12 protein-coding genes and 1 tRNA gene are annotated in these 14,255 nt (G+C 60.3%); 5 read left to right on the forward strand and 8 right to left on the reverse strand.

The annotated features are described in order from the left end of the window. Positions 1-26 precede the first annotated feature (26 nt). Positions 27-899, reverse strand: a complete 873-nt coding sequence (rpsB, locus tag M1D89_RS15875) for a 30S ribosomal protein S2 (protein ID WP_017199410.1) — start codon at positions 897-899, stop codon at positions 27-29. A gap of 407 nt (positions 900-1,306) precedes the next feature. Here rpsB and M1D89_RS15880 point away from each other — a divergent pair, with 407 nt between their 5' ends. Beyond that, positions 1,307-1,831: a M23 family metallopeptidase gene (locus tag M1D89_RS15880; protein WP_498644918.1), complete on the forward strand. Its 525-nt coding sequence runs from the start codon at positions 1,307-1,309 to the stop codon at positions 1,829-1,831. A gap of 66 nt (positions 1,832-1,897) precedes the next feature. Here M1D89_RS15880 and M1D89_RS15885 read toward each other — a convergent pair whose 3' ends face one another. Together M1D89_RS15885 and M1D89_RS15890 are read right to left on the reverse strand one after the other, a co-directional pair. Next, on the reverse strand, positions 1,898-3,088 hold the full coding sequence (locus M1D89_RS15885; RefSeq protein WP_498644920.1) for an acyl-CoA dehydrogenase family protein: 1,191 nt from the start codon (positions 3,086-3,088) through the stop codon (positions 1,898-1,900). Positions 3,089-3,952: 864 nt separating this feature from the next. Beyond that, the gene (locus M1D89_RS15890; protein ID WP_498644922.1) at positions 3,953-4,954 is read right to left on the reverse strand and encodes a hypothetical protein; all 1,002 of its coding nucleotides are present in this window, start codon (positions 4,952-4,954) and stop codon (positions 3,953-3,955) included. A gap of 638 nt (positions 4,955-5,592) precedes the next feature. Here M1D89_RS15890 and M1D89_RS15895 point away from each other — a divergent pair. Further along, positions 5,593-6,015, forward strand: coding sequence for a hypothetical protein (locus tag M1D89_RS15895; protein WP_498644924.1), 423 nt, complete (start codon positions 5,593-5,595; stop codon positions 6,013-6,015). A gap of 92 nt (positions 6,016-6,107) precedes the next feature. Here M1D89_RS15895 and M1D89_RS15900 read toward each other — a convergent pair. The 5 genes from M1D89_RS15900 to M1D89_RS15920 all read right to left on the reverse strand — a co-directional run bounded on the left by M1D89_RS15900 (position 6,108) and on the right by M1D89_RS15920 (position 9,997). Then, a tRNA-Ile gene (locus tag M1D89_RS15900) sits at positions 6,108-6,181 on the reverse strand. Positions 6,182-6,264: 83 nt separating this feature from the next. After that, positions 6,265-7,461 carry a glycosyltransferase gene (locus tag M1D89_RS15905; RefSeq protein ID WP_498644926.1) on the reverse strand — a complete coding sequence of 399 codons (1,197 nt, stop codon included), beginning with the start codon at positions 7,459-7,461 and terminating at the stop codon, positions 6,265-6,267. A 107-nt stretch (positions 7,462-7,568) separates the two neighbouring features. After that, a complete protein-coding gene (locus M1D89_RS15910; protein ID WP_498644928.1) occupies positions 7,569-8,474 on the reverse strand; it encodes a DMT family transporter in 906 nt (301 codons plus the stop codon). Then, positions 8,474-9,097: a CDP-alcohol phosphatidyltransferase family protein gene (locus M1D89_RS15915; RefSeq protein ID WP_498644930.1), complete on the reverse strand. Its 624-nt coding sequence runs from the start codon at positions 9,095-9,097 to the stop codon at positions 8,474-8,476. Before M1D89_RS15915 ends, M1D89_RS15910 begins: the two co-directional genes overlap by 1 nt. Positions 9,098-9,148: 51 nt before the next feature. Further along, positions 9,149-9,997, reverse strand: a complete 849-nt coding sequence (locus M1D89_RS15920; protein WP_498644932.1) for a phage holin family protein — start codon at positions 9,995-9,997, stop codon at positions 9,149-9,151. Positions 9,998-10,169: 172 nt separating this feature from the next. Between M1D89_RS15920 and M1D89_RS15925 the strand changes: the two genes are divergently transcribed. From M1D89_RS15925 to M1D89_RS15935, 3 genes are all read left to right on the forward strand, one after another. Next, positions 10,170-11,399 carry a multidrug effflux MFS transporter gene (locus tag M1D89_RS15925; RefSeq protein ID WP_498644934.1) on the forward strand — a complete coding sequence of 410 codons (1,230 nt, stop codon included), beginning with the start codon at positions 10,170-10,172 and terminating at the stop codon, positions 11,397-11,399. 23 nt (positions 11,400-11,422) lie between these two features. Beyond that, a complete protein-coding gene (locus M1D89_RS15930; RefSeq protein WP_017199401.1) occupies positions 11,423-11,602 on the forward strand; it encodes a YMGG-like glycine zipper-containing protein in 180 nt (59 codons plus the stop codon). 124 nt (positions 11,603-11,726) lie between these two features. Continuing rightward, positions 11,727-14,252, forward strand: a complete 2,526-nt coding sequence (locus M1D89_RS15935) for a bifunctional lysylphosphatidylglycerol flippase/synthetase MprF (protein WP_498644936.1) — start codon at positions 11,727-11,729, stop codon at positions 14,250-14,252. Positions 14,253-14,255: the final 3 nt, after the last annotated feature.

The raw sequence follows: 14,255 nt of genomic DNA on the forward strand, positions 1-14,255 counted from the left end.
TATCCAGCATCAGGGAAGGTCCAGATTTACTTGGCTGCTTCGGCTTCGCCGGCTGCAGCTTCAGTTGCTTCGGGAGCCTCGGCTGCGGGAGCTTCTGCTGCCGGTGCCTCGGTTGCCGCTGCTTCTTCGGCCTTGCTGCCTTCGAGGAGCTCGCGCTCCCACTCAGCCAGCGGCTCTTCCGGAGCTTCGGTGGTGCCCGTTGCGCGCTGGTTGCGGGCGATGAGGCCCTCAGCTACGGCGTCGGCAACAACGCGGGTGAGCAGGTTGACGGAGCGGATGGCGTCGTCGTTACCCGGGATCGGGAAGTCAACTTCGTCGGGGTCGCAGTTGGTGTCCAAGATGGCAACAACCGGGATGTTCAGCTTCTTGGCTTCGTCAACAGCAAGGTGTTCCTTCTTGGTGTCAACAACCCAGAGAACCGAGGGGGCCTTGGTCAGGTTGCGGATACCACCGAGGTTGGACTCAAGCTTGGTGAGTTCACGCTTGAGGAGCAGGAGCTCCTTCTTGGTGTAAGCCGAGCCAGCGACGTCGTCGAAGTTGATCTCTTCGAGTTCCTTCATGCGCTGAATACGCTTGGCGACGGTCTGGAAGTTGGTGAGCATACCACCCAACCAACGCTGGTTGACGTACGGCTGGCCAACGCGGGTGGCCTGCTCAGCAATTGCTTCCTGAGCCTGCTTCTTGGTGCCAACGAACAGGACGGTGCCGCCGTGGGCGACAGTAGCCTTGACGAACTCGTAGGCGCGGTCGATGTAGGACAGCGACTGCTGGAGGTCAATGATGTAGATGCCGTTGCGCTCCGTGAAGATGAAGCGCTTCATCTTCGGGTTCCAACGACGGGTCTGGTGTCCAAAGTGGACGCCGCTGTCAAGCAGCTGGCGCATAGTTACGACGGGCATGCCGACGCTCCTTCCGGCAGGTCATTCATGAGAGAGCCCATGGGGCTGCTCTTACCCTGCCAATAGTTGACGGTTGTTTAGCCTTTGCCCGGTTGGGCGTGGCTCCTGGCATCCATTGCACTTCTCATCCGGCACGGAGCCTAAGCTCGGCCGGACCGCAAGAGGCGCAATCCTCCGCAGCACAAAACCATGAGGCTTAGCTGGCGGAGGGCTGGATACGCGTAGTCAGCCTGGGACCCTCGCATATCTGAATGAGACATGCTTCTGAACAAGCTTGAGGGCACAGCAAACTGCTCCACCAAGTGTACTACAGCGACCCCACCGATTTGACCGCGGGGAACCGCCCGTTGTCCACATACGGCAGTCAACGTATCGCGTCGCCGGGGTTGCCCCGGAAGGCTGGCTCCATGACCGTTTTGAAACTCATATTGACCACCCTCATTGCCTTCGCCCTCGCTGTTGGCAACGCAAGCGCAGCTACGCCGGCAGATCCGGATTCCGCGATTACCCAGTCGGGACAGGGGCAGTGGAGTTGGCCACTCTCCCCCAAGCCTTCCGTCCTGCAGACGTTCGACCCACCGGACAGACCGTGGCTCAGCGGGCATCGCGGCGTGGACCTGGGACCAACTCACGACGGCGCTCCGGTCACCGCGCCGTCGGATGGCGTGGTGACCTTTGCCGGCGTCGTGGTTGATCGTCCGGTATTGACCATCGATCAGGGAAATAGCCGCAAGAGCAGCTTCGAACCCGTGACCAGCGAACTCAAAAGCGGAGATGCTGTCCGCAAAGGGCAGGTCATCGGCATTGTGGAACCCGGCCACTGCGGCGGGGCCCCCTGCCTGCATTGGGGCGTGCGGCGTGGCGAGGACTACGTCAATCCGTTGGGCTTCGTGTCGCACATACGGCCATCCGTACTGCTGCCGCTCAAGTGAGTTGCCAGCAACGCCCAAGCCCCACCGCGTTCCCGCCGCACCTCCCCCGACACGTCAGCGGACGTTCTAGACGATGGCCGAAACTCCCGTGATGGCACGGCCGGTCACCAGGGTGTTGATCTCGTGCGTGCCCTCGTAAGAGTAGATGGCCTCTGCATCCGAGAAGATCTTGGCCATGCCATAGTCCGTGACGATGCCGTTACCACCCAGGATGCTGCGTCCCAGAGCGACGCTTTCGCGCATACGCGCTGTAGTGAAAGCCTTTGCCAGAGCCGACTGCTCGTCCTTGGCCACACCTGCGTCTTCGAGTTGGGCCAGACGAACCATCATGCCCATGGAGGCAACAGTGTTTCCGAGGATTTGCACCAGCTGGTTTTGCACCAACTGGAACGCTGCAAGTGGACGCCCGAACTGCTGGCGATCCACAGCGTAACTGCGGGCGACATCGAAGGCGGCCATCTGCAGCCCCACGGCCTGCCACGCGACGGCCAGGCGGGTTACTTTGAGGACCTTGTTTGTGTCGCGGAAGCTGTTGCCGTTGGCAAGCTTGAAGAAGTCCGGAACCACCACATTGTCAAGAATGATGTCCGCATTCTGCACCGTACGCAGGGAGATCTTGTTTTCAATCTTGGTGGCCGAGTAGCCGGGCAGCGAAGTGTCCACCAGGAATGCCTTGACCTGGTTGTCTGCCACGTCCTTGGCGTAGATGACCACCCAATCGGAGAAGGTGGCGTTGCCGATCCAGCGCTTGGCGCCGTTGAGGACCCAGGTGTCGCCGTCGCGCCTCGCTGTGGTGCGCGTTCCGCCAGCGACATCCGAGCCACCCAGCGGCTCGGTCAGCCCGAAGGCGCCAATCTTTTTCAGCGAGTAAATGTCCGGGAGCCAAGCATCCTTCTGCTCCTGCGACGCGAGGGCCTCGATTGAGCCCGTGAACAGGCCGTCGTGGACACCCATAAAGGTTGCAATCGAAGCATCGGCACGGGTCACTTCCGCGTGGAGCATGCCCGCGAACAGGTTGGAGTACCCCTGGCGGCGGACGGGACTGACCAGGTCCAGTTCGCCGAGCTTGGGAATGAGGTCCATGGGGAACTCGCCACGGTTCCAGCAATCCACCGCGATGGGCTTGACCTCGCGGGCGAGAAATTCACGGACCTCCGCCAGTCTGTCCTGCTCTTTTCCTGTCAGCATCTGCTCAAAGGCGTAGAAGTCACCATCGGCATACGGGAGGTTGGTGGCGTCGAAAGCGGCGTTGGACATATTCGCTCCTTCAAGGGTGGTCACCTGCGACCAAGGCTAAGTTACTGATGAGTAACATACCGCACTGGCGGGGGAACGCAAAAGAGCCGCAGCCGACGAAGATGAATCGTCGGCCACGGCTCCCGTGTGAAATGTAGGGATACTCGGACTTGAACCGAGGACCTTAGGACCGCAACTTCCATTCATTGTTGGCCCCACCGACGGCCCGCTGCCCGGGCGGTCTAAAGATACAGGGACTCAGCAGCTTGCGCTAAGCAAGCTTGCATCCACTCGGCATCTAATTCAGTCCGTTCCCCTGCCGGTAGTTCCGATGTAGCACCAGGAAGAAACACCATCGGCCCCGGCCCACCAAGGTCTTTGGCAGTAACGAGGGTTGCGGTAGGAAACGCCTGCACCTGAGTGCGATGCACAGCTCGCGGCGGCAGGTAGTATGAGTCGCCTTGCCGAACCGTCCTAGATTCCTTCTTTTCGAGGGACCACCGGCCATCTAGACGCCGCGTAGCGTTGACGTCTGCCCCGTACTCAATCTGGTAGGCGCTATATTCCCCATCCGGGTCTTGCTTCGGCTCAAGATATGTGTCAGTTAGAGCCCCGGCGAGTACGGCGCTGCGAAGTTCCCATGTGTGGTCATGAAGGCTCCCGAGGTCATCAGCCCAAGCGCCCGTCTGCCGCGTCCACAGGTGTAACCGCGTCCGAAACGGCCCCTCCACGAGGCTCGTAAGTTCTACATGCGCGAATCCCAAGGGATGCTTCGTACACGGAACCGATGAGAGCACGTCACTAACCTCATGAAGTACCGCTCTAGCCAATGCGACATCAATGCTGACACCGCGGAGGATGTTGCCAGCTGCCAAGGCAGTGAATTTAAGGTTTGACACCGAACGCCTTCCTGTTGATGGTGTCGAAATCTAGCTCGTCTGGCTCCGCAAAGCCTGACAGCAGGGCGGTACGCTCACCCAAGCCACCTGACGTGACATAGCATCCCTCGAGCACTGCCTTGGCCGAGTCTGCTGTCATATCAGTCGGTTTTGGGACGTCGCGCAGGGGCACTAAACTCTCCAGGACTCCATGACCGTGAGCCGCATTCTCGAATTCGTCCCTAATGCTCTTGTAGTAGAAGCTATGGCTTCTAGCCATTAAAGCCGGGGCCGTCTGTGATGCCACGGTTGCAAGGAGCATGCTCGACCCCATGTCTATACGCAATGGGCTATAGGTGCGCAGAAGGACTACCTCCGGCGCTATCCGAGAGTGTGCGGCGTACACAAAGGTCGACAGTATGCAGGCGAGCAGGTCGGTCTGGATGGCTCGGGGATCAGATTCATCATCGCGCCGGTCAGCAGGATCACGCTGCTTACTGCGGTAGGAAGAGTATCGTTCGCACAAATGCTCGTCTCTGGGATCGAGTATTTGGACTGAAACAGGTTGTGGTTCTTGTCGCAAGGCTAAGTTCGGCAATACCTGATCTCGGAACCAGCGCCCGGAGCCCCCTCGGAACCACCAACCAGAGGTCCTGCGCAATTCCGTCAGCAATAGCTCACCAATTTCCCCACTTGCAACCTGACGGAGTTCGGCCTCTTTCACCAACTGTGCGATCTGGTTGAGAAGCAGATCGTGCCGCGTGTCCCGGCTAGCTTCCGCAACGTCGCGGATCCGCCGTAAGCGAGAAGCGCCGTAGACGCTCAGGAGAAAGGCCGACAGCCCGAAAAGGAAGACCTCATCCGGGACATTGTCTGGTAACTCAAACGGTGTAAACAGGTCTGCTAGAGCGACCAAAATTCCAACTACACCGGCAAGACCAGTAACCGCACCAGCTGGGTCTGCCTTGGCGAGAGACAATGTCTCAGCCAAAAATCTCTTCTTACTCAAGCGAAGATTTCCTATCCAATAGAGCTGGCGCCAGAATCAGTGCCCGGACAGCCGGACCCCCGAGTTCATCCAAGAAAGCCCATCAACGCATTCAACGATGCACCCGTAGAACGATAGCTGGTTCGCAAACGCCGTTCGTTTTGTGACCGGCTTTTGGGGCCCGGCACTTTCCCGCGGCAGGGATCCTCACCTCAAATCCGAAGCGCCACCTACATTTTCAGCAGGCCAGACCACCCAGAACGGCCCACCAAGAGTGCAAATTCTCATTAGAGGTACTTTTCCTCGCCTTTTGCCGTGGCAACGCTCATAAGTCGGCAAATTGGCCAGGTGGAAGCCAATCAACCGGACGCGGCGTTCCCACCCGCGGTCGGAGCACTCTGAGACCCCAACAACTACCGTATACAGTAGCGCTCAGCCCGCGAGCTCGGATTCGACGTGGGTGTCACCACGCGCGTTCCGCACGCCAGTTGGAACACTACTGGAAGCTTCAGCGGGCATGACCGTTGCTTCGGCCCACCTCGGCCACTCCAACGAGAGCGTCACACGCAAGCACTACGTTCAAAAGACCGCCACAGACCCGTAAACACTTAGCTGCTAGAAGCCTTTGGCTCCTAGCACACCTATCAGGAGAGAAAAGTTTGGACTTCGACATACTCAGCAAAGTCATCGCAGCGATCGTCCCGCTTCTCGTCGCAGCACTTAGCCTCCTGGGCGGGCGTCGTTCAAACCGCGGCGAGATCAAGGAGGATCTCGAAATGTTGGCAGCGCTTCCCGAGGGTAGCGGCCTCAAGCCAAAGTTGGAAAAGATCGTGGAGACTCAGCTGGATCGTATCCAGAACGAGATCCACTACACGCGGAACTTACCAATGATTGTTGTGGCAATCGCCGGCTCAGGGATCTTCATCTATTTAGGCATCTACCTGTTCCAGCTCAACACCTGGTGGTGGACCATAGCCGCTGTGTTGTCAGTCTTGATGGCGTCCATCTTCATGTACGGCATCTTCGAAAGTGTCCAAAAGAAGGACAGACGAAAGCCCCCGACTCCCGCTTCTTCACAATGATTCCAGTGAGTTTCCGGTGGATGGCCCCGCTCTGAATCCAAATGAAGCAGCCCCTGGTCTGCGTTTCCGCAGGTCCTGGGCTGTTTTTCGTGTAGGGCTACTCGGACTTGAACCGAGGACCTTAGGATTATGAGTCCCGCGCTCTAACCAGCTGAGCTATAGCCCCGTGATGCCCGGTCCGGCGGCTGAAAACAGCTGTACCGGGCAAAGCACTCCAGCAATTCTAATAGGTGCCGGGGAGTGCTTTTGTCACACCACCATGTCCTCGTAGGATGCGCCCCGGTAAAGGTCCTCGAAAGTCTGGAGGGTGCCGTTGATGCTGTGCGGTTCCACCATCTCGCGGCTCAGCTTGCCCATGGCCTCAAGCTCGTCCTTGGGAAGCTCCACGAGCTGGGTGATCCGGGCAGCGAGTCCGTTGCTGTCGTTGGGGGTGAAGAGGTAGCCGTTCTCCCCGTCACGAACGAGGTGCGGAAGTGCCATGGCGTTGGCCAGCAGCACAGGAGTGGAAGCAGACATGGCCTCCAATGTCACCAGTGACTGAAGCTCGGCCGTGCCGGGCATGCAGAAGATGTCGGCCTTGATGTACGCCTCACGAAGGTCCTCGTCGCTGGCAAGCCCGAGGAACCTTACCCGATCCCCTAGGCCAAGTTTCGCAACCTGGGCTTCAAGGGCGGGCCGGACTTCGCCACCACCCACGATTTCCAGGTTCACGTTCAGTTCGCGCGGGGTTTTGGCCACGGCGTCGATCAGCACGTTGATGTGCTTCTCTTCGGCAAGGCGGCCCACGAACAGGACCGTGGGGTTGGCGTGCGGCTCTATGACTTCGCCGGGCTGGAGCTCGTAGGCCGAAGAGTCGATCCCGTTGGAAAGGGGCAGGACCTTGCGCAGGAAAGCGTGCTGGTGCATGGCCTTAGCAGCGAGCGGCGTCGGCGTTGTGACCACGTCCGCCTGCCCCATGACCTTGCCCATGTCCTTCCAGGAAATCCGGCCGACGATGTCCTTGAACCACTGCGGGAACGGAAGGAACGGGTTGAGGTTCTCGGGCATGAAGTGGTTGGTGGCCACAATCCGGATGCCGCGCTTAACAGCCTCGTAGAGGACGTGCTCGCCAATCATGTAGTGGCTCTGGATATGGACGACGTCCGGCTGGACCTTGTCGAAAAGAAGGCTGATTTCCTTCTTGATTTCCCACGGGAAGCAGATCCGGAAGTACTCGTGGGTGAAGACACCATGGGAGCGGAGCCGGTGAACGGTGGCTTCGTCGCGGAACTCGGTGTAGCTCTTGCCCGTGTCCGGACGGCAGGCCAACACATGCACGTTGTGCCCACGTGCAGTCATCCCCTTGGCCAGGCGGTAGCCGAACTGTGCGGCACCGTTGACGTGCGGCGGGTAGGTATCCGCGGCGATCAGAATAGTGAGGGGCTTGTTGGTGTCGGGAATGGTCACGTGGAGAACTCCTGATGGTCACGGTGCGGACAGCGTTGCTTGTGGCAATGCTGCGGTGTCGCCGGGTTGCCGCCCGCAATAGCGGTGGCTCAAGGTAAAGCTCTGGCCTAAGCCTTCCGGTTGGCAGCCGCTTTCGCGTCCTTCTTGCGTTTGGTGACTTCCGGATGGTGCCGGCTCAGGGCAATAACCCCCACGATAGCAAGCGTAGCGGCCGTGGCCATGGCGATGGCCATCACGGCGTGGACATCGGGACGAAGTTCACCAAGGATCACGATGCCGATTGCGATGCCCACCATGGGGTCGATAACGGTCAGGCCTGCGATGACCAGATCAGGTGGACCACCGGAATATGCACTCTGAACGAACCAGGAGCCCAGTCCTCCGGCGGCCACAATGGCAATGAGCGTGTACCACTGGACATTGAGCAGGAACAGGCCATTGGGATCGAGCAAGTGTTTGCCGATAATGCGGGTCAGCACGGCGACAAAGCCGAACAGGACACCGGCCCCCAGGATGTAGATAAAGGCGCTCATGCGGTGTTTAAACATCACGGCCAGCGTGCCAAAAATGCCCACGGCGAGAGCCAGTAGGAGAACAATCGTCAGTTCGTCGTCGCTATTTACGTGATGGTTCTCCTGCGTGACGTTGACTGCCAGCAGCACGAACAGCGCTGAACCCGTGACACAGGCGCTGATGGCCACCACAGTGGCGCGGTTGATGCTGAGGCCTTGGTCCTTGGCGTTGACCACCGTAGTGATGACCAAGGCGATGGCACCGATGGGCTGCACCACTGTGAGGGGTGCAGACACCAAAGCGATAGCGTTCATCACCATACCGAGGGCAAGGAACAACAGCCCGAGCATCCAGCGGGGGTTACGCAGGAGCCGCAGGAACCCATTGGAGCTGAGCGCCAAGCCACCGGTGTCAGCTTTTACCGCGCTGCCTTGCCGCTGGGCGCCGATGGCGAGGAAGAAGGCACCAAGTACCGCGAGAAAAACCGCCAGCCAGACCATCAGCCTCGTCCGCCGTCGTCGGTTTTCAATTCTTTACCCTTACGCAAGATGGCCCAAAAATAGTTGTAGGCCGCAATCCAATGGCCGATCAGGCCGAAACCCAGGAACGTCCAAGCAGCCACGAAGTAGACCTCGGTAAAAGCAATGGGCAGCTTGGACAGGACAAGCAACGGCGTGCCAACCAGCAGCAGCGCCGTACGGATTTTTCCGATGACGCTCACCGGTAGGTCCGGATGGCTGCGGAAGTAGATGAAAGATGCGATGGCCAGGACGGCGTCAGGCACCAGCAGCGCGGCCAGGTACCACCACTGCACGACGCCGGCAATCGCCAGCGTGAACGCGACGGCCAGGAGGGCGGCCCGGTCGGCCATCGGATCCAGGATCCGGCCAAGCTTGGAAGTCTGGTCGAAGCGTCTGGCGATGTAGCCATCCACCCAGTCGGTGCTGCCCATGACCACCAGCACCAGCACCGCGAAGCCGTACTCCTGCTCCGACAACACGAGCCAGACAAACAGCGGGACACCCATGAAGCGAAGGACCGTAAGGATGTTGGGGACAGTGAAGATGAGGTCATGATCGACCTGCGGCCGGTCGGGGTTCGACCCAGCTCCGATCAATCTCATCCTGCCCCCCCCCCCTTCCTCGTCTTCAGTGTTTGGCGCCGCCGGTAGCTGCTACTTCTTCAGCAACTTCCGAAGCGCAACAACGAAGACCACGGCGGCAGTGGCAAACGCCGCGAGGTCCTTCCACCGGGCGGCGAGCCGTTCGGTGAGGCTTTCGGGAACGGAGTCTCCGAGGTCGGCGAACTTCGCGGCAGCGAACTCTTTGCCCTCTTGGAACTTTCCGTTGGCGCTTTCCAGCAAAGCCTGGCCCTGCTTCTTGACGTCCAGCTGTTCACCAAGTTCGTCGCGGACACCGGTCAGGTGTTCACGGCGCCGCTTCAGGCGCGAGCGAAGCTCAGCTTCGGTAGGCGCCTTGACGGCGTCTGCTTCCTTGGCGGCTTCCTTTGCAGCCTTTTCTGCCTTGGCCTTCTCTGCTGCCGCTTCCTTTTCAGCCTTGGCTGCCTTGGCTGCAGGCGAATTGGGATCCAGGATCGACTCGTCGAAGTCGGAACCTTCCTTGGCGATTCCGAGATCGTGCTTGATCCCACGGATGGTGTCTTCGGGGACCAGGGGCATGGCCTTCTTGAATTTAGCGATGCCGATCAGGGATGCGATTGCCACAATCACCAGGAAGAAGGCTGCAACAATGAGTGCCGCGAGCCAGCCGGGCATGATGGTGGCCAGACCAAGGATCGCTGCGACAACCAGCGCGATCACCAGTAACGCCAGGAAGACAAGCGCCACTCCGAAGAAGGCACCAGCGATGCCAACCTGAGTGGCCTTACGCTTGAGTTCTACTTTCGCCAGGGCGATTTCGTCGTTGAGTTGCCTCGGAGCCAGCCTTGCTACGAGCTTGAGGGTCTTCGGCAAAGTACGAATGGCTGGTCCTTGACTGGGCCGGCCGGTGTGACGTCCACTCATGGGTTCCGCCTAACTGCTTCCTCTGGGCATCGTGTAGGGCGAACGCGGCGGAAATCTATCGTCGCGGACACCTGTCCTCAAAGCTATCATTCAGGTTCCTGCTGAACTTTCGGGATCACGCCGTGGCGCGCCTGTCATACATCCAATAAATATGATCTGGGCCATAGGATAGATGATCGTGACCTCTCCCATTGCTCCGGGCGATTCTCTGAGCCGACGCGAAAAACTTGTCTACATTCTCCTGCTGGGTGCACTGACTGCCCTGGGTCCTTTCACTATCGACCTGTATCTTCCGGCGTTCCCCGCCTTGGAAGAGAGTTTTGATGTATCGGCGGCAGCAATCCAGCTCACGCTGACCGGGACAACGGTTGGCTTCGGGCTCGGCCAGCTATTGGTGGGTCCCTTCAGTGACAAAGTGGGTCGCCGGCTGCCCTTGATCCTGGCGACGGCTGTGCACATCGGCTCTTCGCTCGGGGCGGCACTGGCCACGGACATCGGGATGCTCTCCTTGTTCCGAGTGCTCATGGGAATTGGTGCTGCCGGAGGTGGCGTGGTGGCCATGGCCATGGTCCGGGACCTCTTTCACGGCTACTCCATGGTCCGGATGTTTTCAAGGATGTCACTGGTCAACGGCCTGGCACCGATCCTGGCGCCGGTCATCGGATCCCAACTGCTGCTCGCGTTTCCCTGGCCGGGCATCTTCTACTTCCTGGCGGGCTATGGCTTGCTGGTGATCCTTGCCTCCATCTTCTTCATTCGGGAGACACTTCCGGCAGACCAGCGTGGAAAGTCCACCATCACGGCTGCTCAACGCTATAAGACCGTCCTCACGGACAGGATTTTTGTGGGCATGGTGCTCGTGGGAAGCCTGAACTTCGGCGGGCTTTTCGCCTACCTCTCGGCTTCCACGTTCCTCTTTCAGAACGTTTACGGCTTTTCACCGCAGGAATACGGGATCCTGTTCGGCATCAACTCCCTGGGCATCGTGGCCGGCGTGCAGATCAGTTCGCGCCTGATCCGGCGGGTGGCCCCGCAGTGGATCGTGGCGGGAGCCACGGTGTTCATGCTGTTCACTGCCCTCCTGATCGTGGTGCTTGACCTGTTCCACGTGGGGCTGTGGGGAATCCTCATTCCGTTGTGGTTCTACATCTGCGCAACCGGCTTCATGTTCCCGTGCGTTCAGGTCCTGTCCCTGGCCAACCACGGCGCACAAGCAGGCACCGCTGCTTCTCTCCTGGGCGCGTCCCAGTTCATGATGGCCGGAATTGTACCGCCGGTCGTCGGTTGGCTGGGTGTCAGTTCCGCCGTCCCCATGGGTGCCGTCATGGCCGCCTGCATCACCGGCGCGATCGCCGCGTTGTGGCTGGTAGTGCGGCCCGGATCTGTTCCATCCATCCATTAGCAGCAGCCCCGTAGGCTGTGACCATGACTAATAAACCGCACCGCAACGGCAGGGGCTTGTTCCTCGGTGCTTTGCTCGGCGCCGTCGCCGGTGCACTTCTCGGTCGCGCCGCGGGCAGTGCGCTGTTTGGCGCCATCCTGGGTGCCGTGATCGGCGCCGCTGTGCTGTACCGCGTGAATCCTGGCCCTTGGAAGCGGGACTAGGCTAGCTGCCACCAGCGACCCGCCGCCGTCGAGAGTCACCAAACCCTCCCCTAACCGCCTGCTGCAGGGCAGAATGGTGGCCAGCCGGGGTAACCGGTGCTTGAACCGGTGAAGGGGACATCACATGAGCACGGCTGTTGGATTTCGGGGCAATGTGCGCGGGCTGGCAGCCGTGCGGAGGTTGCCACTGACCCTGGCTCTCGTAGTGCTCTTCTGGGTGCTGGGTGCCGTCTCCGGCAGCATCCTCAACGGGCCCGGCCAAGCCTTGTTGGATCAAGTAGGAATCGGCCTGGCGGTGGAACCCGGACCGTGGTGGTCCATCTTCACGTCAGCATTCTTCGCCTCCTCCTTGCTGGATTACCTGGCCTGTACAGCCGCGATCCTGGTAGGCGTCGGCATTGCCGAACGCGTCATGGGCCCTTGGCTGGCTCTGGCTGCCTTCATAGCCGGTTCAGCCCTTAGCGCCCTGGTTCTTGTGGTCCTGGTGACCTTCGGAACGGACGCCAGCGACCAGTGGCTGAGTTTTCTGGGCGGCGAATATGTGGTGGGTGCTTATGGCGGCGCTGCCGCTGCGTTGGGATGCTCGACGGCGGCGCTCGAGGCTTTGTGGCGTCGCCGCCTGAGGACGTGGCTGCTCGCCGCCACGCTGATGTTTGCCCTGTTCGTAGGCGTTGCCCAGACCCTGCAGGCACTTGCCGGAGCCGTGATCGGCATCCTGGTCGGTTGGGCCATCCAGTCGCTGGTGCTACGCCGCCGGGCGGGATCGCTCCACTCCTCAAGCCTTCGGGAAACGCGTTTCCTGGTGGGCACCGTGGTGGGTGTCTTCGCGGTTGGACCTTTGCTCACGCAGCTGACCGGAACGTGGGAAATCGGGCCCCTCTCCGTTGTTTCCGAGGTCATGCTCCAGGCCAGTCCCGACGCGGATGAGGTTCAGGAAGCGTGCAACAACGACACCAACTGTGTCACCTTGCAGAGCATCGTCGGCGTCCAGAGCTTCGGAGCGGCAATCCTGACACTGATTCCGGTCCTTCTGCTGCTCGTCTGCGCCGAGGGGCTCCGGCGCGGCCGTCGGCTCGCCTACAGGCTGACGCTCGTTATCCAGCTGTATCTGGCTGCCGTGACCGTTCTGTCCATCGTCCAGTACGTTACAGATCCGGACGTCACGTTAGGCGACGACGACTTCGCGTACCTCCTCCTGTACGCGGTCCCCGCGGTCCTCGCCCCTGTCATCATCGTGGTGCTGCTGCTGATAAACCGGCATAAGTTCAGGGTCGAATCGAGCGACGCCGGTTACCGGGTCCTCGGCAAGACCTCGCTCATCCTCGCCGTCGCGGCCGTGATCTTCTATGTCGCGTTTTGGTTCATTGAAGGCAACCCGGGCCGCTCTACGTTGTTGGATCTTGCCGGGCAGCTGACACATATCCTGGTTCCCTTCCCTGTCCCGTTCGTGGTGGCTCTCCCGCAAGGCCTGCTGAGCACAGTGGTCTACGGACTGGGCGGGGACATCATTTGGCTCTGCATCCTTGTACTTGTCCTGAATAACTTCCGTCGGTTCCGGATGCTCGCCACTGATCCGGCAGCAGACCTGGGCCACGCCAAGGAGCTATTGCATGATGGCGGCGGATCGTTGTCCTGGATGGCGCTGTGGGACAACAACCAGTACTGGTTTACCCCGGACAGGAAGGCCGGCGTTGCGTATCAGGTCCACAACGGTGTGGCCCTCACAGTTGCGGGGCCCTTTGGCGCAAGCGAACTCCATGCCGGAGCAGCCACGGGTTTCGTAAAGCACTGCTCCAGCCTTGGGTTGATTCCGTGCTTCTACTCAGCCACGGCAGAGCTCGACGCTGCGCTGCTCCCCCATGGCTTCAGGAAACTGGAAGTGGCGGAAGAGACACTCCTCAACGTCCAGGCCATGACCTTCAAGGGGAAGGAATGGCAGAATGTCCGCACGGCCCTGAACCGCGCAGACAAGCTCTCCATCAAGGATCACTGGTACAGCTACCCCGGGATGCCGCCGGGAATCAGGGCACAGCTCGCCGAGATTTCCGAAGAGTGGGTGGCTGATAAGGCACTTCCTGAGATGGGCTTCACCTTGGGTGGCTTGAACGAACTCAAAGACCCCGAGGTGCTCTGCTGTGTGGCCGTGGATGATGACGGCCTGGTCCATGGAGTCACCAGCTGGCTGCCCGTCTTCAGCGACGGGGTCATCTCAGGGTGGACCCTGGACTTCATGCGCCGCCGCACCACAGGCTTTAAGGGCGTCATGGAGTTCCTCATCGCTTCTGCCGTGACGCACTTCAAAGAAGAAGTACCCCAAATCTCGTTGTCCGGATCTCCGCTCGCCAATACGGGCGCCGAGGCAGGAGCCGATGTCGGCGAGGGAGACCACAGCGCTCCGGACCACAGCACCCTGGACCGCGTCCTTGCGCTGCTCGGGAACGCGCTGGAGCCCATGTACGGCTTCAAGTCGTTGGCCGCCTTCAAGTCGCGGTTCCAGCCTGAGCATCGCACCTTGTACATGTACTACCAGGATCCTTTGGCCTTGCCGTCCATCGGTATCGCCGTGGGTTCCGCCTACCTGCCGGGACTCTCCCCCGCACAAAGCGCGGGGCTGTTGCGGCAGATGGTGGCCAAGGAGCCCGCCGCATGACTC

Source organism: Arthrobacter sp. D3-18 (assembly GCF_054408525.1).